The organism is Streptomyces sp. NPDC006393 (assembly GCF_040628575.1).
In the GTDB taxonomy this organism is placed as follows: domain Bacteria; phylum Actinomycetota; class Actinomycetes; order Streptomycetales; family Streptomycetaceae; genus Streptomyces.
In genome coordinates this window covers 1-26172 of sequence record NZ_JBEXZD010000027.1, presented here as the reverse complement: position 1 = coordinate 26172, position 26172 = coordinate 1, and the positions used below count along the sequence as shown (strand labels likewise).

The window sequence follows — 26172 nt, the reverse complement described above, 5'->3', positions numbered from 1 at the left end:
GTGTCTCGGGCATCTGACCGGTCCGCCGCGCCTCAGTCGACGGTCACGGTGTAGGTGATGCGCTCGGGGGCCTGGGAGGGGGTGGCAGCCCCCGTGGCCGGGGTGGCTGAGGGCCCCGTCGTCCGGGGGGGCCGGGTGGAGGTGTTGCCCTGGCAGGTGGTGAACGTGCAGTGCAGCAGCGTGAACCGGGTGGTTCCCTTGCCCTTGGCCTCGAAGGTGAAGGTGAGCCGGCCGCCGGCACCGGGCTCCGGCTCGCCACCGGAGTCCGACGCGTAGTCCTGGCCCTGGCTGACCAGGACCGAGCTGTCGGGCTTCGGGTCGACCAGGTACCAGTACTCGCGGGTGGAGGCGTTCTGGTCCACGGTGATCGTGAAGCGCTCGCCCGGCTCGGCGGTGATGCTGGTGTCCTTCACCGGATGGCTCGTCGGGCGGCTCGCGGTGCTCGTGGAGCCGCCGGCCGGTTCGCCGGTGCCCGAGCCGCAGCCCGTGGCGAGAGCGAGGAGCCCGGCCGCCGCGATCGCGGCACCGCCCCTGCTACCGCGGAAGATAGACGCTGTACGCATTGGGGAGATCACTGTTGGAAGCCTTGCCCATGTGGCCGTTGATGAAGTCGTCCTCGCTGACCCAGGTGGTCGAGCCCCAGGGGTTGTACACCTGAAGCCTGTCACCCTCCTGGGCGATGATGGTCATGGCGTGGGCGCCCTCCTTGCCCGAGACGTCGACCGGCACCGGCCGCCCCTCGGCCACCGACTTCTCGACTTCCGTGAGGACCGCCCTGCGGTCGGCGGCGCTGCTCAGGTCCTGGCGCTCGTAGTCGGTGCCGGTGGCACTGCCGACGGCGGTGTCGTTGATCCGTTCCTGCCCCTCGGGCCCCATGCCACCCCAGTTCGCGCCGCCGTCGCCTTCGGTGTGCAGCCGGTGCTGTTCGGCGACCAGGCGCTGTCTGAAGGCTTCGGGGTCGTCCTGCTGCCCGTCGGGGCCGCCGGTGAGGTCGAGCGCGTAGAGGGGGTCGACCATGGCGCGGGACGTGACGGTGGACGAGGCCACGCAGGTGCCCTCGGAGCCGTCGCCGCCCTGGATCCACCGCTGGCCGTCGAAGGTGACGTAGTCCTTGTTGTTGTTCGAGCCGTCCGGCGCGAGGCCCTCGTCGTTCATGCTGTCCGCGGCGGTGACCACCGGAGTGAGGTGCCGGCGCAGCCAGGCGGGATCCTTGCCGTGGATCTTGCCCTGGAACGTCTGGATCTCGGCGACGCTGTGACCGGCGGCCAGGGCCTTCATCAGGTACGCCCGCTCCTGCGGGCTGTGCGACTGGGCCAGCATCCGCTCCATGGCCGTCTCGTCGTCGAGGCTCAGCAGATCCATACGTGTCGACGCGCGGGCCAGGTCGCCGGCCGTGAGGATCTCGTTCAGCTCGGTGTCGGCGCCCGCGACGCCGGTGTCGGCGAGCATCAGCTTGTCGACGGCGGTGAGTTCGCTGGTCTCCATCTTGCCGGCGCGTGCCTCGGCGGCCCACTTGTTCAGGTCCCGGGCCGCCACGCGGCAGGCCTCCTGCGCGTCGGCCACGGCGGCGTGCATCAGGTCGACCGCGTAGGAGCCGAAGTGGGCGGCGTTCTTGCGGTCCCACTCCTCCTCGTCGTTCTCGTGCAGGTCGTCGAAGAAGCCGTCCTTGCCGCCGAGCGTCTTCTTCTGCTCCAGCAGCTGTCCGCGGCCCTGATCGTCCTTGCGCTGCGCGGCGCCGATCGCGTCGGCCAGCGTCAGCAGCACCGTCGCGCAGCCCTGGAACGCCTCGCTCATCTGGGTCACGGCCCGGCCGGCGGCGTTCACCACGTCGGAGGCGAGGACGCTCGTGTCGCCGACCCACACCTCCGGAAGACCCTTGCGGCCCACCCGGTCGACCTGGTCGAAGACGCTGCCGACCTGGTCGACCTGGCCGCGGTAGAGGGATGCCAGGCCTTCCAGCACGCCCGGGTCGCCGCCCGGTTCGGGTACCGAGAGCGCGTCGTCGATCAGGTCGAGGAGCTCGTTCTTGCTCCCGGCACCGAGCATCTTCTTGGACAGCCCGGCGAGCCACGCGAGGCGGAAGGAGGGGGAGTTGAGCGGGGAGGAGAAGAACGACACCGGCCCGTTCCTCAGTAGCTCGACAGGACCGAGGTGCGTCCGCCCTGCGCCGACGTGCCGGTGAGGCTGCTCGAACCGCCGACCGGGACGCTGTCCGCGTGCTTCTTCACCAGGCCGTCGGTGCCGTGGTAGGTGTTCTTGGCCAACTGCACCTTGCCACCGAGCTCGTGCAACGCCGAGGCCAGTGTCTTGGCCTCCGCCTCCCAGGCCTTGACGAACGCGTTCAGCGCCGACGCGGCGTCATCGCCGCCGGCATCGCTGTACGAGTAATTGGTGCGCGACTTCACGGCCGAGCTGACGCCGTCCATGTCCCTGCCGGCGTCGTCGAGTTGCCGGGCCTGACCGGTCATACCCGCCTTGGCCTGGTAGCCGTCCGATCCCACCGTGCCTCCCCCGTAGCGCATGTCGATCACGGCCACGGGCAGGCTAACACGCACTTCATATAAGAAGATCGCTGGTGCACTCGAGTGAGCGCGCCGGATTATCGCCGGGCTCGCGGGCCGCGGAAATCGGCCACCGGACGGCGGGCGAGGCTCCCCGCGCCGCAGGCCGTCCGCGTGGACACTCGGGCGGCGCCTGCTCCGCTGGGCCCTCTCCCGACAGACGGACGGGACGAACACGATGCCGACCAGGTGAAAGTCGCCGACTGCGCCGGACGCCTCGCGAGTCCGGGGGCCGTCGCATCGGATTCTGGTGTCCAGCCGGTGGGCGTCACGGCGCACCGAGCGGGTGGGTCGACGTGGTCGACACCGGCAGGGCGAACGACGCGAGCGAAACGACGTTCAAGAGCGAAACGACGTTCGAGAACAGCAGCCAGCAGAAGGAACACCGGGACAGGAAGAAGGACGGGCATGTCCGGCAGTGAGAGCGAGAACCCAGCAATCCCTTCCCCGACGCCCACGCCGACTCGGCGGCCCAGGACGAACCGGGACTGGTGGCCGAGTCAGCTGGACCTTCAGGTTCTCCACCAGCACTCGCCCGTCTCCGATCCGATGGACGAGGACTTCGACTACGCGAAGGAGTTCGCGACCCTCGACGTCGACGCGCTCAAGCGCGACGTCTTCAAGGTGATGACGACGTCCCAGGACTGGTGGCCCGCCGACTACGGTCACTACGGGCCGCTGTTCATCCGGATGAGCTGGCACGCCGCGGGAACGTACCGCATCGCGGACGGCCGCGGCGGTGGCGGCAGCGGCGCGCAGCGCTTCGCTCCTCTCAACAGCTGGCCGGACAACGCGAGCCTGGACAAGGCGCGCCGTCTGCTCTGGCCGGTCAAACAGAAGTACGGCCGGAAGATCTCCTGGGCGGATCTCCTGGTCTTCGCCGGAAACTGCGCCATCGAATCGATGGGGTTCGAGACGTTCGGGTTCGGTTTCGGGCGAGAGGACATCTGGGAACCCGAGGAGATCTTCTGGGGACCCGAGGACACCTGGCTGGGAGACGAGCGCTACAGCGGCGACCGGGAGCTCACCGGTCCGTTCGCCGCCGTGCAGATGGGACTGATCTACGTCAATCCGGAAGGGCCCAACGGCAATCCGGATCCGATGGCCGCCGCCCGGGACGTCCGGGAGACGTTCGGGCGGATGGCGATGAACGACGAGGAGACGGTCGCGCTCATCGTCGGCGGCCACACCTTCGGCAAGTGTCATGGCGCGGTCGACCCCCGTCACATCGGCCCGGAACCCGAGGCCGCCCCCATCGAGCAGCAGGCCCTCGGCTGGCGGAACACATACGGCAGCGGCAAGGGTCCGGACGCGCTCACCAGTGGTCTGGAGGGCGCCTGGACCACCCGGCCGACCCAGTGGGACAACGGGTACCTGGACAACCTGTACGGGTACGAGTGGGAGTTGACCAGCAGCCCCGCCGGCGCCCACCAGTGGACTCCCAAGGACCCCGCGGCCAGGAACACCGTGCCCGACGCCCATGATCCGTCGAAGCGGCACGCCCCCATGATGCTGACGACGGACCTCGCGCTGAAGGTGGACCCGGTCTACGGGCCGATCACGAAGAGGTTCCATGAGAACCCGGACGAGCTCGCGGTGGCATTCGCCAAGGCGTGGTACAAGCTGCTGCACCGCGACATGGGACCCCTCTCGCGTTACCTCGGGCCGTGGATTCCCGAGCCGCAGCTGTGGCAGGACCCCGTCCCCGCCGTCGACCACGAACTGGTGGGGGACGAGGACATCGCCGCGCTCAAGGCCAGGATCCTCGCCTCGGGCCTGTCCGTCTCCCAGCTGGTCACCACCGCCTGGGCGTCGGCGGCGAGCTTCCGGGGCACCGACAAGCGCGGCGGCGCGAACGGGGCACGGATCCGGCTCGCGCCGCAGAAGGACTGGGAGCTCAACGACCTCCCCGAGGTGACCGAGGCGCTGCGGACGCTCGAGCGGCTCCAGCAGGACTTCAACCTCTCCCGGACCGACGGAGTGCGGGTCTCCCTCGCCGACCTGATCGTCCTCGGCGGGTGCGCGGCCGTCGAGCAGGCGGCGAGGGACGCCGGGTACGACATCACGGTCCCGTTCGCCCCGGGGCGTACGGACGCCTCGCAGGAGCAGACGGACGCGGAGTCCTTCGCCGTGCTGGAGCCCAAGGCGGACGCGTTCCGCAACTATCTCCCGGCGGGCGAGAAGCTGTCGCCGGAGACCCTCATGCTGGACCGCGCCAACCTGCTGACGCTGACCGTTCCCGAGATGACGGTGCTGATCGGCGGCATGCGGGCCCTGAACACCGGCTTCGAAGGGTCCCCCCACGGCGTCTTCACACACCGGCCGGGAGTCCTGACCAACGACTTCTTCGTGAACCTGCTCGACATGGGCACGGAGTGGAAGGCGTCGACCACGGACGCGGACGTGTTCGAAGGCCGGGATCGCGCCACGGGAGAGGTCCGGTGGACCGCCACCGCCGTCGACCTCGTCTTCGGTGCGCACTCCCAGCTCCGGGCCGTCGCGGAGGTCTACGCGGCCCAGGACGCGGGAGAGAAGTTCGTACGCGACTTCGTGGCCGCGTGGAACAAGGTGATGAACCTCGACCGGTTCGACCTCCTGCGGAGCTGATGTCCGTACGACGCCGGCCGCCTGCCGTCATGCCCGCGGGGACGCCGCCGGTTCCTCCTGGCGCCGGCGGGTGCGCCCGTACCAGAACGCGGTGGCGGTGAGACAGGCCAGGGCGGTCGCGCCGATCGCCGCGCCCCGCAGCAGACCCGGCGGTCGGAAGTCACACCTGACGGACGTGGCCCTGCCGTCCAGGGGCACCGCGATCAGGCCGAGGTAGTTCCGGGCGGGGCGGGCGGGGCCGTCACCGGCCGCGCACGTCCAGCCCTTGATCCGCGGGATCGCGAGGACCGCGGTGCCGGTGCTGCCGGCCGGTATCCGGGCGGTGACGGAGTGCCCGCCGACGTGGACACCGGTGGCGCCGGTGGCGGTCAGGTGCTGTACGGCCTGGTCCAGCCGACTCTGGACCAGGCAGCCGATGGGCTGCTTGGGCAGGTCCAGCCACCCGGTGTGGCGCAGGTCGACCCGGACCTTCCCGGAGGCCGGTACCACTCCGAGGCTCTGGAGCGGAGGCCGGACGGCGGGCAGTTTGCCGGCGAAGGCCACCGGCCGGCCGCCGTTCATGGTCGCGGTGCCGTTGAACGTCAGCGCCGACAGGTAGGCCCGGCTGCCGGGCGCGCAGGTGGTGGAGAGGGTGACCGATCCCTTGCCGTGCCGGGTCTCGGTGGTCCGGGCCGGCGGATCGTACACGCGGGCGCCGAGCAGCATCTCCTGGTTGGCGAAGACGGACGCGCCGAAGCGCGCCGTGCTGTCCGGCAGGCGCAGGTCCGGGCGGACGGTGACCAGCGGCGGTACGGCGGTGGTGGTGGCCTGTGGCACCTTGAGGGTGCCTCCCGCCGGGTCCTGGACCAGGCGCATCCGGGTGCCGACGGAGAAGACGGCGTCGGTCACCGGGTTGTCGAGGCTCACCAGGCGCCGGCCCTTGGCGAAGTAGCCGTAGCCCAGCGCGGACAGGGTGTCGTAGGTGACCTGGGCGGTCAGACTGCTGTAGTAGCCGCCGCCCTGGCCGCCGACGACCATCGGGTCGTTGCGACCGGGATCAGCGCCGGGATCGGTGCGTGAGCGCGGCCAGTCGTCCTTGGCGGCGACGACGGCCGCCATGTCCTGCTCTTCCCGGCCCAGCCGCGGCGACCAGGACCTGTGCCGCAGCTCCGACTGCGCGACCCGCATCCCGGCCACCGCCGTCTCGCCCGCCTGGGCGGTCACCAGGAGTGCCACGGCCAGCACCGGCAGGACCCTGGCCCCGCTTCCGAGGCGGGGTGCGACGAGCACCGCCGCCGCGGCCGCCACGCAGAGGAGCAGCGCGACGGCGAAAGCGGGATACGACCACCGGTCGACGGCGTAGGTGCCCCGCGCCGTCAGTGCCAGGGCGGTCAGGACCGCCAGGCCCCCGGCGAGCGCGGCCGGCCGGGGCAGACCGTCGGCGGTGGACAGCCAGGCCGCGATCAGCAGCAGGCCGCACAGCACGAAGGCCTGGCGGTCGGTGACACCGTTGGGCTCGGCGCCCGCGTGCCAGAGCAGATGAGTGGGCCGCCAGTGCAGGGAGAGCGTCACGAGGCAGATCGCGGCCGGCCAGCCGAACCGTGTCCGGGCCGGCAGACGGCTGTTGAAGGGCATGGTCAGCGCCAGCGCGAGCGCCGGGGTGCCGATGTACAGCGCCGGCGATTCCGTGCTGCTCGTGGCGGGCAGCAGCCGGGCGAAGACGTCCGGCCAGGTGGCCGGTGAGAAGGTCACGGGCGGAGTGGGGTGGGCGACCTTGGTGGCCGAGTAGATCACCAGGACCAGCGGGGCGGCCAGCCCCACACCGATCAGCACGCTCCGGGCGGCATGCAGCGCACCGGTCAGCCACCGGCGGCCCTGGTCGTCGGTGAGCAGCCGTACCAGCAGCACGATGCCCGCGCCGATGGTGGCCATGTAGGCGGTGTAGAAGTTCGCCACCCAGGCCAGCCCCACGACGATCGGCCCCACCACCGGGCGCCGCCCGGTGCGCGCCCACTCGCCGACCAGGCACAGCAGCGGGAAGGCGAGCAGCCCGTCCAGCCACATGGGTACGTAGGCGCCGTTGTCGAGCGTCCAGCCGCACAGCGCGTACGCCGACCCCAGCACCGCCGCCACCGGCCACGGACCGCGGCGCAGCCTGAGCAGCAGCACCGCCATCGCCGCCCCGGCCGCGGTGATCTTCGCCGTGGTGATGACGTAGAGGGCGAGTTCGACGTGGTCGGCCGGGAAGAGCACCACCATCAGATCGAAGGGGCTGCTGAGGTAGGTGCCGATGTCGCCCAGGAAGTTCGAGCCGAAACCGGAGTTCCAGTTCATGAACAGATCGCCGTCGGTTCCGCCCAGCAGCGCCTTGCGCCAGTAGGCGTGGAAGGGCACGTACTGCGTACCCATGTCGACGACGTTGCGGCTGTGCGTCCCCAGTGGGTAGCTACCGGCGAGCAGGCTCCCCAGGCAGAACACCACACACGACAGGACGCCGGCGCCGAGGGCCGCGCGCAGCGGCACGCTGCCGCGCGACCGGTGCGCCAGCGCCCGCAGCCGGGCGGGGACGCGGCCGGCGCGCGCGCCGACCGGTCCCGTGTCGCCGTTGCCGTCGCCGTCGGGCACGGTGGGGCCGGACGGGGGCCTGACAGGAGCGGACACGATTCCTCCGGGGTGGGGTCTGATGCATGCCGCCCGGTACGGAGCCGCCGACGTCCGTCACGGGCAGGAAAGGTGCGGGCTCCCGCGCGGGACACGTTCGGCGGCTCGTGTCCCGTCCGGGCCCGGCCGTCAGGCTTGGGACGCCCTCTCGCGCCGGCCCCGTGAGAGCGCCTGCCGCAGCAGCGGCGCGTGCCGCTTCCTGCCGCCGGGCAGCTCCAGTTCGGTCAGCCGCTCGGTGGCGAAGTACGCGGCGTACCGCCCGTCCCGGTCGGCATCCGGGTCCTGCGCGGTCTGCGACAGCAGCCGTTCGGCCGCGGTCCGCAGCCAGGGGTACCGGGCGGGCTGCATGCAGTACCCGACCGCCGCCAGCAGTGGCTGGAGGGTGGGAGGGGCTTCGGGCAGCGGGGAGGTGGACCCGAGTTCCAGGTCGGCGACGACGTGGTCGACGATCACCAGGGGCACCCGGTTGCTGTTCTCATGGGGCGTCAGCTCGCCCAGCACCGTCCTGGTGCCGACGCGGGCGACGGGGATGCCGTGGTACACCGCGGCGGTGAGCATCGCGGTGGAGAAGCAGCCGACCACCAGTTTCAGCGGCAGGCGGGCGTAGAAGGCCTCGGCGAGCAGGGTCCCGCCCAGCACCGTCAGGCGTACACCGGCCGCGGCGGCCTCGCGCTCCAGGGCCTCGGAGCAGCGGACCGGCGCGGTGGGGTGCGGCTTGAAGGCCACCGACTCGTGACCGGCCGCCGCGGCGGCGCGCAGCATCCGCACATGCAGGTCCTCTTCCTCCTGGTCGGTGAGGATGCCCAGGGCGGCCAGGTACTGGCCGAGCAGCAGCGCGGTCGGCGCCGCCTCGGCCGCCCGCGCCACCTCCGCGTCGTCGGCGGCGGCCAGGGACAGTTCGGCCAGCACCGCGCGGAAGGCGTCGTGCGGGACGATTTCGGGCTCGACGCCGAACTCCGAGAGCAGCAGGGGGCGCAGCCCCGGCACCAGGTCCAGGTGGAGGAGCCGCTGGACCCGGACCGCGACGGAGTGCGGAGGCTCCTCGCGGGTCGGTCCGTAGCTCATCAGGCCGTCGGCGTACACGTGCACCGGAGCACCGGCGAACACGGCGGCGAGGCTGCGGGCCGGGCTGACCTGGATCGACTCCACCACGAGGGTCACCGGTCCGGTGCCGAGCCCCCACCGGGTGCGCAGGACCCGCTCCCACAGGGGCGCGTCGTCCGGGCGAGGCTGCCAGCCGGCCGGGTGGTGCGGGGCGATGGCCTCGTTGTAGTCCTCGACCTGGTCGAAGCGGGCGGCGATCTCCTGATAACCCGTCATGTCGGACAGACGCGAAGCCACCTCGGGGACGGCCGCGTTGTTGGTGAGCAGCAGCACCCGCCGGGCCTCGGCCGCGGGACCGAACTGGCCGGCGTCCAGGGCCGCGGCGAGTGTTGCGGCGCCGTACAGCGTGGACACCTGGAAGATCTGCACCTGCTGCGGGTGTGACGCGGGTTCGGCTCCGGTGGGACGGGGGGAGCCCGAGGCGCTCGCGGAGCCGGCGGAGGGTGCGGTTCGCGGGGCGGGACGGGACGCGTCGTCCGCGGTGCGCGGCGTGCGGAAGACCGGTGGCCCGACGACCGCGGCGGCGGTGCGGCCCGGGCGGGTCTCCCCCGTGTCGCGCAGGCGGCGCAGCAGCGTGCTCCGGGCGGTGTCCATCGTCGCCAGGGTCTCGTCGAGGACGTGCTGGGGCATCCGGCGCAACGCGGCCGTCGACTCGTCCTTGAGCTGTCTGGCCACCGAACTCTCGTACCGGTCGGCCTTGTTCATGTGGAAGGCGATCATCGCGCAATAGGTGCGGACCGCCTTCGGCATGAAACGGTCGCCCTCCGGATCGGCGCCCACCTCCCGCAGAACGGTGTCGTAGGCGGGGATGAAATCCAGCTGGCGGGTGTCGGATATCTGGGTGAGGGACGTTTCCACCCCCCGCCGGTAGAAGGCCCCGTGCAGTCCCAGCGCCGCGTAACTGCGGGCCCGCAGGTGCAGCCGCCACACCCACAGGCGGTCCTCGGCGGTACGCAGCCGCGTCTCGAACCGCCCCTCGCCGTCCTCGAAGAGCCGTGAACTGTAGATGCCGAACGGGACGAAGGGGTAGTCCACCATGGTGGACATATGGGCGGGCGCGATGCCGTCGCGCGGGTCCATCACGACGTCCCGCAGCCGGGCGGGGGCGTACCGGATCTGCCGCTGCCGGCCGGTGGCCAGCACATGGTCGGTGCGGGCGAAGTCGCAGCCGAGGCGGGAGATGCGTGCCACCATGGCGCGCAGGTGGCCGGGGGCGTACCAGTCGTCCCCGTCCAGGAACGTCACGTAGTCGCCGGTCGCCTCGTCCAGTCCGGTGTTGCGGGCCTGGGCCACGCCCTGGTTGGTCTCGTGGTGGATCGCCCGCGCGTTCGGCAGCGTGCCGATCATGTCCTCGATGATCTGCCCGGTACGGTCGGTCGAGCGGTCGTCGATCAGCAGGAACTCGAAATCGGGGTCCGCATTGACAGCCAGACTGCGCACCGTTTCCGCGACATAGGTCTCGACATTGTGGCACGGGACGATGACGGAAAGCGTGGGCATGCGCGGGTCCCCCCGGGGAGTTCATTCAAGGAACCCGCGCATGCTATCCGTTTCCAAAGGTTTTCCCTTGCCTGAAAATGAACGGCCGCCGACATGACGGTGAACACTGCTGCCGACACAGGGCTCCTGGTCGCCGCGCTGGTGATCTCACTCGCCGACGCATCGGCGAAGGGGCCCTGTGAGCCGTCACATTCGGTCTCGGCAACGCTCGATCTGCTCAGCGAATTCTTACAGGGCATCCGCTCCGTGACATGCTCCAGGAAGTCGCCCACGAATTCACGGACGCGGGCCGGCCGTGCGGGGAGGCCGGTGCTCCATCACGTATTGTCCACCACGCATTAAAGGCGTTTCCTCTGCCGCACCCGATCCCCGGCTTGTTCGCCGGCGACCGCCCGGCGGGCCACCGTGACCAGTTCCGCCGCCGGGCCCACCAGGCGACGCCCGGTCGGCCACACCGCGCGCAGGTCACGCGTGAGGTCGACGCCCGCGACGTCCACGCCGATCAGCCGGCCCTCGGCGATGTCCCCGCGGACGGCCAGCTCGCTCAGGACGGACGGCCCGGTGCCGGCGATCACCGCGCCGCGCACGGCGGCCGTCGAACCGAGCTCTACCAGGGGCCGGACCCGTTCACAGCCGGCCAGGTGCAGGGCGCGGTCCAGGGTCTGCCGCGTGCCGGAACCGCTCTCGCGCAGCACCAGCGGCGCACGCGAGAGCTCTCGCGCCGACAGCGGCTCACGGCGCCGCGCCCACGGGTGAGCGGGATCGACCACGACGACGAGCCGGTCCTCGGCCACCTGCCGCGTGGACATCACGCGGGACAGGCGCGGCCCCTCGATGAACCCGATGTCGGCCTCGCCCGACTCGACCAGCTCGGGCACGTGCTCGCTGTTGGTCACCTGCAATCCGACGTACAGCTCCGGCCGGCGGGCGCGCAGCTCGCTGATCCAGACCGGCAGCAGGTACTCCGCGATGGTCAGGCTCGCCGCGACGCGCAGTTCGGCCTCCCGCCGGTCGCGCAGCCTGCCCGCCCCGGCGAGCAGCTCGTCCAGCTCGTCCAGGACCCGCCGGGCGTGTCCGGCGACGATCTGCCCGGCCAGGGTCGGCCGGGAGCCGCGGCGGGTCCGGTCGACCAGCACCAGTCCCAGGCCGCGTTCCAGCGTGGACAGCCGTCGGCTGGCGGACGGCTGGGAGATCCGCAGCCGCTCGGCCGCCCGCCCCAGGCTGCCCAGGTCGGCCACGAGGACGAGGAGCCGCAGCGACTCGAGGTCGGGCGTGCGCAGAGGGAGGGGGAAGGTCCGGGGATCCGGCACGGAGGGGTCTGTCACAGTCCCAGCGTATGAGGCGGTCATACGTCTGCGCTATGACCTCCTGATCGATCCGGGGCTACAGGCCCGGCACCGCGCCGACCACAGTGGTGATCATGAAGGACGTCAGCCTGTCCCCGTCGGGGACCACCACCCGGTCGCCCCGCCCTGCCCTCGCCCGTGAGCCCGGCGCCGCGCCCTCCGCCCGGCTCCCCGGCGTCACCGCCCGGCTCTCCGGCGTCGCCACCCGGCTCCCCGGGCTGGCCCTGGCCGTCGGTGTCGCCCTGGTCGCGACCGCGCTGGGCCGGCTGGTGCCGGTCGTCGGCGGGCCGGTCATGGGCATCGTGCTCGGGGTGCTGGTGGCGGTCGCGGTGCGGCCGGGGGACCGGACGCGGCCGGGCATCGCCTTCGCCGGGCGCGGAGTTCTCCAGGCCGCGGTGGTGGTCCTGGGCGCGCAACTGTCACTGGGCCAGGTGCTCCGCGTCGGTGCCGGGTCGCTGCCGGTGATGATCGTGACCCTCGCGGTGTGCCTGGCGTCGGCGTACTGGATCGGACGGCGCCTGGGTGTCGTCCGTGACCTGCGCACCCTGATCGGCGTGGGCACCGGCGTCTGCGGCGCCTCCGCGATCGCCGCGGTCACGCCGGTCATCGGCGCGGCCGAGGCGGAGGTGGCCTACGCCGTCTCCACGATCTTCGTCTTCAACGTGGCAGCGGTGCTGACCTTCCCACTCCTCGGGCATCTGCTGGGGATGGGCCAGCATGCCTTCGGCCTGTTCGCCGGCACCGCGGTCAACGACATGTCCTCGGTGGTCGCCGCCGCCACCACCTACGGCGGCCCGGCGGCCGACTACGCGGTGGTGGTCAAGCTGGCCCGGACGCTGCTGATCATCCCGATCTGCCTGGGCCTCGCCGCCCTCGCCCGCCGCCGCGCGCGGACGAAGGACGCGCCGGCCGGCGTCGGCGCGGCAGGCACCGGGCGGCGCCTGCCCGGCCCGGTGCGCGTCGACCGACTGGTGCCGTGGTTCCTCACCGGCTTCCTCGCCCTGGCGGCCGCGAACACCGCGGGGCTCGTGCCGTCCGCCGCCCACGGCCCGCTCGGCACGCTCGCCGTCCTCCTCATCACCGTCGCCCTGTCCGCGATCGGCCTGTCCACCGAACCCTCCAGGCTGCGCCGGACCGGACCCGCGCCGCTGCTGCTCGGGGCCTGTCTGTGGCTGGTCGTGTCCGCCACCAGCCTGGGGCTCCAGTTCCTGACCCGGTATCTGTGAGTTCCCGGACCGGTACGTGTGACCGGGTCACCGACGGTCGTGGACCCGCGACCCCGACCGGGCCCCTCCCCGGCTCTTGCGCGAAGATCGGGATGGGGGTCCAATGCTGAAGATGACTGCCGTGAGTGGGCGCGGCTCCGCGGACGCGGGCGCTGAGGCCGAAGAGTGTGCGAACCCTCTCGAGGAACTGTCGCTGGAGCAGCTGCGCCGGCGCGGGAGCATGAAGTGGCGCACGCATCCGGCGGACGTCCTGCCCCTGTGGGTGGCGGAGATGGATGTCCCGCTGGCACCGGCGGTCGCCGACGCGCTGCGCGCGGCCGTCGACACCGGTGACACCGGCTACCCCGTCGGTACCGAGTTCGCCGAGTCACTGGCCGGCTTCGCCGCACGGCGCTGGAAGTGGGACGGGGTGGCGGTCGACCGCACCGCCGTGATCCCGGACGTGATGATGGGTGCGGTCCAGGTGCTGAGGCTGGTCACCGAGCCCGGGGATCCGGTCGTCGTCAACTCTCCGGTGTACGCGCCCTTCTACGCCTTCGTCACCCATGACGACCGCCGGATCGTCGAAGCGCCCCTCGGGCCGGACCTCCGGATCAGCCTGGAAACGCTCGAGGCGACGTTCCGGCGCGTCCGGGAGCGCAGCGGCAGGCGCGGGATCGCGTATCTGCTCAGCAATCCGCACAACCCGACCGGCACGGTCCACACCTTCGCGGAGCTCACCGCCGTGGCGGCGCTGGCCCGGCGGTACGGGGTCCGTGTGGTCGCCGACGAGATCCATGCCCCGCTCGTGCTGCCGGGCGCCACGTTCACCCCCTACCTGAGCGTGCCCGGGGCCGAGGACGCCTTCTCGCTGATGTCGGCGACCAAGGGCTGGAACCTCGCCGGCATCAAGGCCGCGCTCGCCCTCGCGGGGCCCGAGGCGGCCGGCGATCTGGGCCGGATGCCCGAGGAGGTGCAGCACGGCGCCAGCTATCTGGGCGTGATCGCGCACACGGCGGCCTACCGCCACGGGGACCGGTGGCTCGACGCGCTGCTGGCCGGGCTCGACGCGAACCGGGACCTGCTGGGCCGGCTCGTCGCCGAGCACCTGCCCGGGGTCGGTTACGCACGGCCGGAGGGGACCTATCTGGCCTGGCTCGACTGCCGGTCCCTCGGTCTCGCGCCGGAGGAGGACGCCGACGCCCTCGCCGTGGTCACCGACCTGGCGGGCCCGGCACGGATGTTCCTCGAGCACGCCAGGGTGGCCCTGTCCTCCGGGCACATCTTCGGAACGGGAGGGGCGGGGCACGTCCGCCTGAACTTCGCGACCTCCCGCTCCGTCCTCGCCGAGGCGGTCGCCCGGATGGGACGAGCCGCCGTCCGGCACGCGCGCCAGGTGCACTGATCTCGAGCGGCTCAGCCGGTGGCCCGGACCGCGACGCCCGGCGTCAAGGGGCCGAAGCCGTGAAACCGACACACCCCTACCGTTAGCATGTTCGAACCTGTGATGATCGCCCGCCGCCCCTTCTTCACCGGTACATCACGCCGTCCGGCATAATTCAAAGCCTTTTGTCCGCCATCTATTGAATGAGTCGAATAATTGGAAACCACGCAAAAGCGAATATCCTCGCGAAGAGACAACGGCTCTGAGTTCTCCGCGTGGTGCCGGCCGCGGGTGATGCTGTGGGGCGCGGCGGGTGTGGCGGTCGCCGGGTTCCTCGTCGCGCTGGAGATCGCCGCTCGCCGCTACGGCCTGCCGGGGCCGATCACCAACCTGACGCGAGAGGTGGTGTTCAAGCCTCGTTCGGGGCCCCTGCTGTACGCCGGTCTGGCGTTGATGATGGTGGTGCTCACCTGGCGGCAACGGCTCGTCTCGGCCGCCGTCGCGATCGGCGTCGACGTGGTCTTCCTGCTCGTGCGGTGGGCGGTCGGCGCCGACCCGAGCTTCGGCAACGGCGCGCTGTGGGTGATCCTCGGCTGGGTGGTCATCGCCGTCACGCGCCGTACCGGCCGGGAGCGGGTGCTGCTGCTGAAGGGCGTCGGGCTGGGACTGCTGCTGGTGGCCGGTCACAAGACGGGCGACACCTGGCTGCTGATCACCTCCAAGACCCGCCCGACGGTGCTGGACCCGTACGTGGCGACCGCCGATCACGCCCTGGGCGACCCGTCGTGGCTGGTGGGGCAGCTCGTCGACGCCACCGGGCCGGTCGGCGCCCAGGTCCTCCACCTCGTCTACGGCCAGCTCCCGCTGGCGGCGGCCCTCGTCGCGCTGTACCAGCTGCGCCACGTGGCCCGCGACCGCCGTTTCCCGGGCCACCACCTGGTACGCACCTTCCTGGTGATCGGTCTGCTCGGGCCGGCCATCTACATGATCTTCCCGGTCGTCGGACCGGTCTTCGCCTACGGCACCGGCGCGTTCGGCACCGGTGGCGGCCACTGGGCGGTGGCCGACCTGTGGCCGGACACCGTGCCGCCGCTCAGCACGCCGCACGCGATGCCGTTCGACGAGATCACCCCGCGCAACTGCATGCCCAGCCTGCACACGGCCTGGGCCACCACGCTCTTCGTCCACTCCCGCAAGGGCTCGCGGGGCATGCGCTTCGCGGGCACGTTCTGGCTGGCCGCGACCGTCACCGCGACGCTGGGCTTCGGCTACCACTACGGCGCGGACGTCATCGCCGGCGTGGTGTTCGCGCTGACGATCGAGGCGGCGATGCGCTCCTTCGCCCGCGGCTGGGACCGGTCGAGCGTGGGGCTGGTCGGGTACGGCACGGCGGTCTTCACCGTGCTCCTGGTGTCGTACCGCTATCTGCCGGAGCAGATGGCCGCGCATCCCTGGGTGTACGGGCCACTGCTCCTGCTGGCGACGGCCTCGGTGATCTCCGCGTACGTGCGGACCACCAAGTCGTGGGAACCGGAGGCCGCACCGGCGCCGCAACCGGAGCCGCAGTCCGCGAAACCGCAGCCCGGCCTCGTGTGAGTCCGCGCCGGCGCCGGAGGCGATCCGCCGGTGGCGATGTGCAGCCCGGGGCCGCGCCTACGCCACCGCCTCCTCCACCTCGCCCTCGTCGAGGCCGGCCGGTCCGTGGTGCCTCTGCTGTTCGAACTGGGTGCGGTACAGCTCCGCGTAGCGGCCGCCGGCCGCCAGGAGTTCGTCGTGGGTGCCGCGTTCGACGATCAGCCCCGCCTCGACGACCAGGATGAGGTCCGCGGCGCGCACCGTGGACAGCCGGTGGGCGATCACCACCGCGGTACGGCCCACCAGGGCCTCGGCCAGGGCCTCCTGCACGGCGGCCTCGGAGGTGTTGTCGAGGTGGGCGGTGGCCTCGTCGAGGATGACGACCCGCTGGCGGGCCAGCAGCAGCCGGGCGATGGTCATGCGCTGGCGTTCGCCGCCGGAGAGCCGGTATCCGCGTTCGCCGACGACGGTGTCCAGGCCGTCGGGCAGGGAGCGGACGAGGTCGTCGAGGCGGGCCCGGCGCAGGGCGTCCCACAGGTCCTCGTCGCTCGCGGCGGGCCGGGCCAGCAGCAGGTTGGCGCGGACGGAGTCGTGGAAGAGATGGCCGTCCTGGGTGACCATGCCGAGGGTGGCGCGCAGGGAGGCGGCGCTCAGGTCGCGTACGTCGGCGCCGCCGATGCGTACGGCGCCCTCGTCGACGTCGTACAGGCGCGGCAGCAGCTGCGCGATGGTGGACTTGCCGGCGCCGGAGGAGCCGACCAGCGCGACGGTCTGCCCGGGTTCGGCGCGGAAGGAGATGCCGTGCAGGACCTCGGCGCCGCCGCGGGTGTCCAGGCTCGCGACCTCCTCCAGTGAGGCCAGGGAGACCTTGTCGGCGGACGGGTAGGCGAAGCGGACGCCGTCGAACTCCACCGCGACCGGGCCGTCCGGCACCTCACGGGCGTCCGGCTTCTCCACGATCAGCGGCTTCAGGTCGAGCACTTCGAAGACCCGCTCGAAGCTGACCAGGGCGCTCATGACCTCCACGCGTGCCCCGGCGAGCGCGGTGAGCGGCGCGTAGAGCCGGGTGAGCAGCAGTGCGAGCGAGACGACGGCGCCCGGCTCCAGGGTGCCGCGCAGGGCGAAGAAGCCGCCGAGGCCGTAGACCAGGGCGAGGGCCAGCGAGGACACCAGGGTCAGCGCGGTGATGAAGGCCTGCTGCGCCGTGGCCGTGCGGACGCCGATGTCCCTGACCCGGCCGGCGCGGGCGGCGAACTCCGCCGACTCCTCCTCGGGGCGGCCGAAGAGCTTGACGAGGGTGGCGCCGGGGGCCGAGAACCGCTCCGTCATCCGGGTGCCCATCGCCGCGTTCAGCGTGGCCGCCTCGCGCTGCATGCGGGCCATCCGGCTGCCCATGCGCCGGGCCGGCACCACGAACACCGGCAGCAGCACCAGTGCCAGGAGCGTGATCTGCCAGGACAGGGTGAGCATCACGACGAGGGTCAGCAGCAGTGTGACGACGTTGCTCACCACACCGGACAGGGTGTTGCTGAAGGCGCGCTGGGCGCCGATGACGTCGTTGTTGAGCCGGGACACGAGGGCTCCGGTGCGGGTGCGGGTGAAGAACGCGACCGGCATCCGCTGCACGTGGTCGAAGACGGCCGTCCGCAGATCGAGGATGAGCCCTTCGCCGAGCGTCGCCGACAGGCGTCGGCCGAGGATGCCGAAGGCGGCCTCGGCGACCGCGATCAGCGCGATGAGCAGGGCCAGACGGACGACCCTGCCCTGATCGGCCCCGGCCACGATCGCGTCGACGACCCGGCCGGCCAGCACGGGGGTCGCCACGGCGAGCAGCGCGGTCACCACCCCGAGGGCGACGAACCGCGCGATACGGCGGCGGTGGGGGCGCGCGAACGCGCCGATGCGGCGCAGCGTCGCCAGGGCGAACGGACGGCGCTCCTGCTGGGCGGTCATGACGCTGTGCAGCTGCGTCCAGGCGGTGGTCTCCATGCTCATGGGAGCAAACGTAGGACCTCAACCAACGTTGAGGTCAACCGTCCTACCGGCCGGTGACCGACCGGGACGGCCGCGACCCCCGGGATCGTGAGGGCCGGCCGCGGCGATGCGACGGGGGTCCGGTCGGGCCGGGCGGCCGGAAGAGAGGGGCGGCCGGACCCGCGGGGTGCGACTCCGCACGCCTCTGGACAGGGGCCGTAAAGCGGTCCTGCCGCTGGTCGGACCGGACTGCCGGGCTCCGTCATTTCCCCCGCCAACTCCCTTGCTTTACTTTTTACTTGACTCCACATGACAGCTCCAGTTGACTGAAAGGCGTCGATACGTCAGCCGAGGAGGCAGACCGTGATGGGGGACGACACGTCAGGTATCTCCGGGATCATCCTTGCCGGAGGCCGGGGGGAGCGCGCCAAGCCGCTCACCCTCGCCTCGTCCGACTACATCCGCAGCAAGGCGCTGATCCCGTTCGTCGGCCGCACCGTCGTCGAATGGCTCGTCGAGGCCTGCCGCGACCAGGGCATCCGCCGCTTCTACGTGATCGCGCAGGGCGCCGAGAACCACAGCCAGATCAAGCTCGTGCTGGGCCACGGCGAGCGGCTCGGCGTCGAGATCCACTACTCACGCGCCCGTCTCGACCGCTACAACGTCGGCTCCGGCGCCGCCACCCTGCACAACCTGGAGCACTGGGACCTGACGGGACGCGCCCTGGTGCTGCCCGTCGATTCCGTCTTCGAGTTCTCGCTCGCCCGGCTCACCGAGGCGCACGACGCCGCCGACGCCGTCGTGACCGTCGCCGCCGTCGAACGCACTCCGGAGGAGATCGCCGGCAAGTACGGCGTGATGCAGACCTCCGCGGGGGGACTTGTCTCCGGATTCCTGGAGAAGCCCACCCTGGACCGCATCCACCGGCTCTTCCCCGAGACCTCGCTGCCCACGGCCGGCCGCACCCTGCCCACCAACGCCGGCATGTACCTGGCCGACTGCGGCCGGCTCCGGCTGGCCGCCCGCACCCCGGAGATGATCCGCCTCGCCCAGCAGCGCCTGGACTGGGGCGGCGACCTGCTGCCGTGGCTGGTGGGCCGGGGGCTGCCGGTGGCGGCCACGCCCATCGACCGGCTCGGCGACCTCGGCAGCATCGACGACTACCTCACCACGCTCGGCGACGTGCTCGGCGGCCGCTATCCCTGGATGCGCCGGGCCATGGGATCCCCGCTGAGCGCCGAGGCGCCGTACTGGATCCACGAGTCCAGCCTGCGCACCAAGGACAGCGTGACCGGCACCACGCTGGCCCAGAAGATCTCCGAGGGCAGCGTGGTGGTCGGGCCCGCCGTGCGCATCGGACGCAACGCCGAGATAGGGCCCGGAGTGCATCTGCGGCACACCGACATCGGCGACGGCGTGGACATCGACGAGGGCGCGCGGCTGAGCCGCACGGCCGTCGGCGACGGCGCCGTCGTCGGACCGTACGCACGGATCAGCGACTCCTACGTGGGGCCGATGGCCCATGTCCACTCCGCACGCGACAACCCGGTCCGGCTCAGCGGCTCCGCGGTCGGCGACGCCGCCCAACTGCGGCCCGGCACCCGGCTGTCCGGGGTGAGCGTGTATCCCCGGCTGCGCGTGCCCGCCGTCACCGGGCTTCCCACCGGCACCCATCTGACCAGCCCCGACGACGTACTGCACTGGATCTGACGACCCGCCCCGCACCCGCCCCCCGCACCCGGGCGCGGCTCGTTCCCGCGGAGTGGCGGACCTTCCACCTTCCCTTCGACCCCTTCCCCTTCCGATCAGACCTCGTCCCTTCGAACCCCGCCCACCCCGTCCACCCCGTCCCTTCAGACCTCAAGAGCTGGAGACCCCATGGACAGCCCGATCGCAGTCATCGGAGGTACCGGCCGGCTCGGCCGGCTCGTCACCCGGCGGCTGCTGGCCCGCGGCGAGAGCGTGCGCGTCCTCGGCCGCAACGTCCAGCGCGCCCGCCGGCACCTGCCGGCCCAGGCGCGGTTCTTCGTCGCCGACGTGCGCGACCCGGACGCCGTGCGCGCCCCGCTGTACGGGTGTGCGGCCGTCGTCTACGCGGTGGAGCCCGGCACCGACGCGACCGGCCCCGACAGCCCGGAGGCCACCCTGTACGGCGGGGTCCGGCACGTCCTGGACGCGCTGAACCCGCCCTCCGCGGCTCTGGACGCGGCCGCCGGCGGCCCGCACGTCGTCCTGGTCAGCCAGCGGCACGTCACCCACCGAGACCACCCCATGAACGCCTACGGCCGGATGCTGGACTGGCGGCTGGCCGGCGAGGACGCGGTGCGCGCCTCCGGGCTGCCCTACACGGTGATCCGCCCGGGCTGGCTGACCGACGAGACCGGCGACGGCCCGGTCCACCTGGAGCAGGGCGACCTGGGCGACGGCCGGGTGGCGCGCGCCCACGTCGCCGACGCCTGTGTCCAGGCCCTGTACTCCCCCGCGGCCCGCGGCGTGACGTTCGAGATGCGCGGCGAGCCCGGCCCGTCCGCCGGAGACATCCCCTGGGAGGAGCTGTTCCACGCGCTGCGGGCCGACGCCCCGGCCACCGCCCGAGCCGTGTTCGCCTGACCCCGTCGACCGTGCTTGACACTCCGATTGACCCTGTGACGTATGCCATGACTGATCAGATGACATTCGCCGACCACGACGGTGACGCCGCCGGCCCCGGCGGCCACCCCCTCGATGTCACCCCAGGGCACCCCCAGCCGCTCGGCACCACGGTGGACGCCGACGGCGTGAACTTCTCGATCTTCTCCGAGCACGCCACCCGCGTCGACCTGCTGCTGTTCGAGCACTGCGACAGCCCGCGGCCGTACCGCACCATCCGGCTGACCCCGGACCGGCACCGCAGCTTCCATTTCTGGCACTGCCATGTGCGCGGACTCGGCGCCGGCCAGGTCTACGCCTTCCGCATCGACGGACCGCGCGAGAGCAGCGCGCTGGGCACCCGGTTCGACCACCGCAAGGTGCTGCTCGACCCGTACGCACGCGCCAACATCAACAGCCGATGGGAGCGGACCGCCGCGATAGGCCCCGGCGACAACGTCGAGCAGTGCATGCGCAGCCTGGTCGTCGACCTGGGCGACTACGACTGGGAGGGCGACCGGCCGCTGCGCGTCCCGATGGCCGACACCGTCATCTACGAGACGCATGTGCGCGGCCTGACCGCCTCACCGACCTCCGGCAGCACCCACCGGGGCACCTTCTCGGCCGTCATCGACAAGATCCCGCACCTCAAGAGCCTCGGCATCACGGCCGTGGAACTGCTGCCCGTCTTCGACTTCGACGAGACGCAGGTGCTGCGCACCGGCCCCGACGGCGCCCTGCTGCGCAACTACTGGGGCTACGACCCGTACGGCTTCTTCGCCCCGCACACCGGCTACTGCTCCAGCCCCCATCTCGCCACGCACATCACCGAGTTCCGCGACATGGTCAAGGCGTTCCACAAGGCGGGCATCGAGGTCATCCTCGACGTGGTCTTCAACCACACCAGCGAGGGCAACGAGTTCGGTCCGACGATCAGCTTCCGGGGCGCGGCGAACGAGGCGTACTACCACCTGTGGCCGCAGGACCGCTCGCACTACATGGACTTCACCGGCTGCGGCAACGCGGTCAACGCCAACCATCCGATGGTCACCAAGTTCATCCTGGAGTGCCTGGAGTACTGGGTGACCGAGCACCATGTCGACGGTTTCCGCTTCGACCTCGCCTCCGAGCTGTCCCGCGGCCCGCTGGGCTACGAGATGGCGGTGCCCCCCGCGCTGTGGGCGATCGAGCTGTCCCAGGTACTGGCGGAGACGAAGATCATCGCCGAGCCGTGGGACGGCGGCGGGCTGTACCAGGTGGGGCGGTTCCCCGGAAAGCGCTGGGCGCAGTGGAACGGGCCGTTCCGCGACGATGTGCGGCGCTTCGTGCGCGGGGACGCGGGCCTCGTCGGCGATGTCGCCTCGCGGCTCGGCGGATCGGCCGACCTGTTCGCCCCGCAGGGCGAACTGCCCACCAACAGCATCAACTTCATCACCTGTCACGACGGGTTCACCCTCAACGACCTGGTCAGCCACAACACCAAGCACAACCACGCCAACGGGGAGGCAGACGCCGACGGAACGCACGAGAACTACAGCTGGAACTGCGGCGTCGAGGGACCCAGCGACGACCCCGAGGTGGAGCGGCTGCGGGTGCGGCAGATCAAGAACCTGCTGTCGATCCTCATGGTCAGCCGCGGCGTGCCGATGCTGCTGGCCGGTGACGAGTTCCGCAACAGCCAGGGCGGCAACAACAACGCCTACTGCCAGGACAACCCGGTCTCCTGGCTGGACTGGGACCAGGCGGAGAAGGAGAAGGAGACACTCGACTTCACCCGGCGCCTCATCGCCCTGCGCCGGCGCTACCGCACCTTCCGCGAACCGCACTTCTTCTCCGAGCACCTCAACTCCCGGCTGCTGCCCGACATCACCTGGCACGGCACCCGGCTGCACCAGCCCGGCTGGGAGGACACCAATGCCCGGGTGCTGGCCTGCACGTACGGCGGTTTCGACGGCGACCCGGACCTGCATCTGATCCTCAACATGTATCACCTGGGCCTCGACTTCGAGCTGCCCGAGATCCGCGGTCACCGCTGGCACCGCGTACTCGACACGGCCCGCCCGGGCCCGCACGACATCCTTCCGCCCGGACACGAGGAGCTGGTCGACGGTCCCACCTTCCACGCCCATGGCCGCAGCATCGTCCTGCTGGCGGCCCTGCCTGACGAGAAGGGCACCTGACGATGAGCGCACCTGCCCAACGACGCATCCACTCCGACACCCTGGCGGGCTACGTCACCTACTACAGCCCGACCGCCCGCCGTTTCGGTCTGCGCACCTCGGACGAGAGGGAGTTCACCGTCCAACTGGCCGCCAACGCCGTCTCGCGCATCGTCCGCAACCTCGGCGATCCCTACCGCGACACGACGGCCCACACCGTGGACATGCTGGCCGAGGGCCGGTTCGTGTTCGCCTACGGCGTCCACTACGAGTGGGACGGCGGCTCCCGGTTCGAGGCCAAGGAGATCACGTTCCCGGAGGAGAACCGCGGCCAGTACGTCTTCGAGCACCCCAACTGGTGGGTCCAGCAGGCCGCCGCCGTCGCCGACTTCTATCTGCGCGGCCACTTCCCCGACGGAAAGTACGACTGGCGCAACTTCCGCACCCACCTCACGCTCAGCGGCACCCATCTGCCGGACTTCGACGGCGAGGACGTGCGCCAGGAGACCGACACCATCTCCCGGCTGGTCTACGCCCTGTCCACCGCCTACCTGCTGACCGGCGAGGACCGCTTCCTGCTGGCCGCCGAGTCCGGCACCGAGTATCTGCGCGAGCACATGCGGGTGGACGACGAGGCCGACGGGATCATCTACTGGTACCACGGCATCGACATCACGCAGACCGGTCACCGCCCCGTCTTCGCCTCGGAGTTCGGCGACGACGTCGACGCCATCCCGATGTACGAGCAGATCTACGCGCTGGCCGGACCCACGCAGACCTACCGGGTCACCGGCGACCCGCGGATCCTGAACGACATCGACCGCACGGTGACCCTGTTCCAGAAGTACTTCCGCGACCCGGTGCACGGCGGATTCTTCTCGCACCTGGATCCGATCAACCTCGATCCGAACGCCGACGCGCTCGGCCGCAACCGGTCCCGCAAGAACTGGAACTCGGTCGGCGACCACGCCCCGGCGTATCTGATCAACGCCTATCTCGCCACCGGCCGCCCGGACTTCGCGGCGCTGCTGGAGGAGACCGCGGACACGATCGTGGAACGGTTCCCGGACGAGCCGAACAGCCCGTTCGTGCAGGAACGCTTCCACGCGGACTGGAGCCCGGACCGCACCTGGGGCTGGCAGCAGGACCGGGCCGTGGTCGGGCACAACCTCAAGATCGCCTGGAACCTGACGCGGATCCGGGCGCTGTACGACAAGCCCGAGTACGCTACGACCGCCGAACGGATCGCCGAGATCATGCCGGCCGTGGGCAGCGACACGCTGCGCGGCGGCTGGTACGACGTGGTGGAGCGGCAGCCGGACCCGGACAGCGGCATCCACCGCATGGTGTGGCACGACCGCAAGGCCTGGTGGCAGCAGGAGCAGGCGATCCTCGCCTATCTGATCCTGGCCGGCACCACCGGGGACCCCGAGCAGTTACGGCTGGCGCGTGAGGCGGCGGCGTTCTACAACGCCTTCTTCCTCGACTACCAGGACGGCGGCGTCTACTTCAACGTGCTGGCCAGCGGCGTCCCGTACCTGCTGGGCACCGAGCGCCTCAAGGGCAGCCACGCGATGGCCGGTTACCACTCGCTGGAGCTGTGCTACCTGGCCGCCACCTACACCGGGCTGCTGCTCAGCAACGACCCGCTGACGCTGCACTTCCGGCCGTGCCCCGACGACCTGCCCGACCGCGTCCTGCGGGTGGCGCCGGACCTGCTGCCGACCGGCTCGGTGGAGCTGACCCGGGTGTGGCTGGACGAGCGGCCGTACCACAACTTCGACGCCAAGGACCTGACCGTGCGGCTGCCCGAGGGCGTCGAGCCGGTACGGGTACGGGTGGAGCTGGAGCCCGCCCAGATACGCCTGCGGATGCGCTCGGAGTTCGACGGGCAGACCGCCCACATCAGCTGCCAAGGCGTGATCGACGCCGCCGAGCTCGGCAAGTTCCGGCGGGTGCTGGGCGAGGTGATGGCCGCGGATCCGCGGCGGGTGGAGTTCCACCTGTGCGAGGTCACCCAGATGTGCCGGCCGGCCATCAACGAGCTGCTGTTCCAGCGCACCAAGGCCGGACTCGACGTGGACTTCGTGATCGTGGGCTGCGCCCTGCCGGACGTGGCGGACGCGCTGCTGGCGACGGACGCTTTCCTGCTGGCGGGTGGTGACGACTGCAGCCATGACTGATCTCGCGACCTTCACCGTCCCGATGCCGTCCGTGCGCGCCGCGGACGTTCCGATACCGTCCGTGCGGTCCGCGGGCGCCCCGCCGGGCGCCGCGGCCGACTTCCCGGCCTACTGCGGCGACCTTTTCGGCGAGCTCGCCCGTGCCGACCAGCGCCGCTGGGGCGAGGTGTACGTGCGCGGGCTGCTGGACGTGCCCGGACGCAAGACGCCCGCGCGGATCTCCGAGCAGGTGCTCGGGCGGCGCGCCGTGCAGCAGATCCAGCAGTTCGTCAACCAGAGCCCGTGGGCCTGCGGGCCGGTGCGCGGCCGGCTCGCCCGGCAGATGGCGCGGGCCTTCCGCGTCGAGGCCTGGTCCGTCGACGAGGTCGTCTTCACCAAGAACGGCGACCGGTCGGTGGGGGTGGCCCGCCAGTACGCGGCCTCCCAGGAACGCACGGTCAACTGCCAGCTGGCGCTCGCGGCCTCGCTGGTGGGGCACGCGGGGAGCGTCCCGGTGAACTGGCGGCTGGTGCTGCCGGCCCGCTGGGACGCCGACGAACGGCTGCGCGGCCAGGCCCACCTCCCGGAGGAGGAGCGCTGCCGTCCGCGCTGGGCGTACGTCATGGAGGCGCTGGACGAGATGCTCGACGAGTGGACGCTGGAGCCGCTGCCGGTGCTGGCGGACTGGCGGGGCGAGAGCGATCCCGATCCGCTGCTGCGCGGCCTGGAGGCGCGGGGCCTTGGCTATGTGGTGCGGGTGGCGCCGCACACCCCGGTGGTGCTGCCGCGCCGGCCGGCCGCCGTGCCGGGATGCCGCGGCACCCTGGCCGAGCTCGCCGCGCACGCCGCACGGCACACCGAGCGCACCTCGGTGACCTGGCACGACCCGGTGGCCGAGCGGATGCGGCACTCGGAGTTCGTCACCGCCCCGGTGCTGCTGCGCTGTGAGCCCGCCCCCGGCCGGGGCGCCGGCGCGGCCCCGCGGCCCCGGCTGCTGCTGGCCGACTGGCCCTACGGCCGGCCCCGGCCGCGCGGGTACTGGCTGACCAATCTGCCGGCCCGCCGGCTGGCGGAGATCGTGCCGCTGGCGCAGCTCGGCAGGTTCTCCGAGGAGGCGCTGGGCCGGATGCACGAGGAGTTCGGCCTCGGCGACTTCGAGGGCCGCTCCTTCCGGGGCTGGCACCACCATGTGACGCTGGCCTCCGCGGCCCTCGGCTTCGACATGGTGCGCCAGCAGGCGGACGAGAGGGCGCTGAGCGAGACGGGCGCCTGAGCCGTGGCGCGGCCCCGTGCGGATCCGTCCGCACGGCAGCGGCCCCGTGCGGAC

The 26172-nt window shown here is 71.7% G+C and carries 17 protein-coding genes and 1 pseudogene; 10 read left to right on the top strand and 8 right to left on the bottom strand.

Annotation, left to right across the window (positions count from 1 at the left end; genetic code table 11):
• Positions 1-32: 32 nt before the first annotated feature.
• The 3 genes from ABZ484_RS14355 to ABZ484_RS14345 are packed head-to-tail and all read right to left on the bottom strand — an operon-like array spanning position 33 to position 2537.
• Positions 33-563, bottom strand: a complete 531-nt coding sequence (locus tag ABZ484_RS14355) for a protease inhibitor I42 family protein (RefSeq protein ID WP_358866181.1) — start codon at positions 561-563, stop codon at positions 33-35.
• Complete coding sequence (locus tag ABZ484_RS14350; protein WP_358866180.1) at positions 535-2118, bottom strand: peptidoglycan-binding protein; 1584 nt, start codon at positions 2116-2118, stop codon at positions 535-537. Before ABZ484_RS14350 ends, ABZ484_RS14355 begins: the two co-directional genes overlap by 29 nt.
• Positions 2119-2129: 11 nt before the next feature.
• Positions 2130-2537, bottom strand: coding sequence for a hypothetical protein (locus ABZ484_RS14345; protein ID WP_358866179.1), 408 nt, complete (start codon positions 2535-2537; stop codon positions 2130-2132).
• A gap of 320 nt (positions 2538-2857) precedes the next feature.
• On the opposite strand from ABZ484_RS14345, the gene ABZ484_RS14340 reads away from it, so the two are divergent.
• A complete protein-coding gene (locus tag ABZ484_RS14340) occupies positions 2858-2983 on the top strand; it encodes a hypothetical protein (protein ID WP_358866178.1) in 126 nt (41 codons plus the stop codon).
• A complete protein-coding gene (katG, locus tag ABZ484_RS14335; RefSeq protein WP_358866177.1) occupies positions 2970-5168 on the top strand; it encodes a catalase/peroxidase HPI in 2199 nt (732 codons plus the stop codon). The genes ABZ484_RS14340 and katG overlap by 14 nt, the downstream gene beginning before the upstream one ends.
• Before the next feature lie 27 nt (positions 5169-5195).
• On the opposite strand, the gene ABZ484_RS14330 is transcribed toward katG, so the two are convergent.
• The 4 genes and pseudogenes from ABZ484_RS14330 to ABZ484_RS14315 form a co-directional block, all read right to left on the bottom strand.
• Entirely contained in the window at positions 5196-7808 is a 2613-nt protein-coding gene (locus ABZ484_RS14330) for a YfhO family protein (protein ID WP_358866176.1), read from the bottom strand.
• 129 nt (positions 7809-7937) lie between these two features.
• Entirely contained in the window at positions 7938-9281 is a 1344-nt protein-coding gene (locus ABZ484_RS14325; protein ID WP_358866221.1) for a polysialyltransferase family glycosyltransferase, read from the bottom strand.
• 183 nt (positions 9282-9464) lie between these two features.
• Positions 9465-10412, bottom strand: a pseudogene (locus ABZ484_RS14320) (glycosyltransferase); the annotation flags it as partial.
• 338 nt (positions 10413-10750) lie between these two features.
• Positions 10751-11737, bottom strand: coding sequence for a LysR family transcriptional regulator (locus tag ABZ484_RS14315; RefSeq protein ID WP_358866175.1), 987 nt, complete (start codon positions 11735-11737; stop codon positions 10751-10753).
• 95 nt (positions 11738-11832) lie between these two features.
• Between ABZ484_RS14315 and ABZ484_RS14310 the strand changes: the two genes are divergently transcribed.
• The 3 genes from ABZ484_RS14310 (at position 11833) to ABZ484_RS14300 (ending at position 15943) form a co-directional block, all read left to right on the top strand.
• A complete protein-coding gene (locus ABZ484_RS14310) occupies positions 11833-12984 on the top strand; it encodes a putative sulfate exporter family transporter (RefSeq protein ID WP_358866174.1) in 1152 nt (383 codons plus the stop codon).
• A 112-nt stretch (positions 12985-13096) separates the two neighbouring features.
• A complete protein-coding gene (locus tag ABZ484_RS14305) occupies positions 13097-14368 on the top strand; it encodes a MalY/PatB family protein (protein WP_358866173.1) in 1272 nt (423 codons plus the stop codon).
• Positions 14369-14641: 273 nt separating this feature from the next.
• Positions 14642-15943 carry a phosphatase PAP2 family protein gene (locus ABZ484_RS14300; RefSeq protein ID WP_358866220.1) on the top strand — a complete coding sequence of 434 codons (1302 nt, stop codon included), beginning with the start codon at positions 14642-14644 and terminating at the stop codon, positions 15941-15943.
• Positions 15944-16000: 57 nt separating this feature from the next.
• Here ABZ484_RS14300 and ABZ484_RS14295 read toward each other — a convergent pair whose 3' ends face one another.
• Complete coding sequence (locus ABZ484_RS14295; RefSeq protein WP_358866219.1) at positions 16001-17911, bottom strand: ABC transporter ATP-binding protein; 1911 nt, start codon at positions 17909-17911, stop codon at positions 16001-16003.
• 351 nt (positions 17912-18262) lie between these two features.
• Here ABZ484_RS14295 and ABZ484_RS14290 point away from each other — a divergent pair, with 351 nt between their 5' ends.
• The 5 genes from ABZ484_RS14290 (at position 18263) to ABZ484_RS14270 (ending at position 26118) form a co-directional block, all read left to right on the top strand.
• Complete coding sequence (locus ABZ484_RS14290) at positions 18263-19606, top strand: NDP-sugar synthase (RefSeq protein ID WP_358866172.1); 1344 nt, start codon at positions 18263-18265, stop codon at positions 19604-19606.
• Positions 19607-19774: 168 nt separating this feature from the next.
• Positions 19775-20506 (top strand): SDR family oxidoreductase, encoded by a 732-nt coding sequence (locus ABZ484_RS14285; protein WP_358866171.1) that lies wholly within the window; start codon positions 19775-19777, stop codon positions 20504-20506.
• Between the two features lie 47 nt (positions 20507-20553).
• On the top strand, positions 20554-22704 hold the full coding sequence (gene glgX / locus ABZ484_RS14280) for a glycogen debranching protein GlgX (protein ID WP_358866170.1): 2151 nt from the start codon (positions 20554-20556) through the stop codon (positions 22702-22704).
• Positions 22705-22706: 2 nt separating this feature from the next.
• Complete coding sequence (locus ABZ484_RS14275) at positions 22707-24866, top strand: AGE family epimerase/isomerase (protein WP_358866169.1); 2160 nt, start codon at positions 22707-22709, stop codon at positions 24864-24866.
• Positions 24859-26118, top strand: coding sequence for an IS701 family transposase (locus tag ABZ484_RS14270; RefSeq protein ID WP_358866168.1), 1260 nt, complete (start codon positions 24859-24861; stop codon positions 26116-26118). Before ABZ484_RS14275 ends, ABZ484_RS14270 begins: the two co-directional genes overlap by 8 nt.
• The last annotated feature ends 54 nt before the right edge of the window (positions 26119-26172 follow it).

Excerpts from the sequence above, each read along its gene's own strand:
- ABZ484_RS14355 (WP_358866181.1), bottom strand. The coding sequence starts at position 563 with ATGCGTACAGCGTCTATCTTCCGCGGTAGCAGGGGCGGTGCCGCGATC.
- katG (WP_358866177.1), top strand. The coding sequence starts at position 2,970 with ATGTCCGGCAGTGAGAGCGAGAACCCAGCAATCCCTTCCCCGACGCCC.
- ABZ484_RS14310 (WP_358866174.1), top strand. The coding sequence starts at position 11,833 with ATGAAGGACGTCAGCCTGTCCCCGTCGGGGACCACCACCCGGTCGCCC.
- ABZ484_RS14305 (WP_358866173.1), top strand. The coding sequence starts at position 13,097 with ATGACTGCCGTGAGTGGGCGCGGCTCCGCGGACGCGGGCGCTGAGGCC.
- ABZ484_RS14300 (WP_358866220.1), top strand. The coding sequence starts at position 14,642 with ATGCTGTGGGGCGCGGCGGGTGTGGCGGTCGCCGGGTTCCTCGTCGCG.
- ABZ484_RS14295 (WP_358866219.1), bottom strand. The coding sequence starts at position 17,911 with ATGGAGACCACCGCCTGGACGCAGCTGCACAGCGTCATGACCGCCCAG.
- ABZ484_RS14290 (WP_358866172.1), top strand. The coding sequence starts at position 18,263 with ATGGGGGACGACACGTCAGGTATCTCCGGGATCATCCTTGCCGGAGGC.
- ABZ484_RS14285 (WP_358866171.1), top strand. The coding sequence starts at position 19,775 with ATGGACAGCCCGATCGCAGTCATCGGAGGTACCGGCCGGCTCGGCCGG.
- glgX (WP_358866170.1), top strand. The coding sequence starts at position 20,554 with ATGACTGATCAGATGACATTCGCCGACCACGACGGTGACGCCGCCGGC.
- ABZ484_RS14275 (WP_358866169.1), top strand. The coding sequence starts at position 22,707 with ATGAGCGCACCTGCCCAACGACGCATCCACTCCGACACCCTGGCGGGC.
- ABZ484_RS14270 (WP_358866168.1), top strand. The coding sequence starts at position 24,859 with ATGACTGATCTCGCGACCTTCACCGTCCCGATGCCGTCCGTGCGCGCC.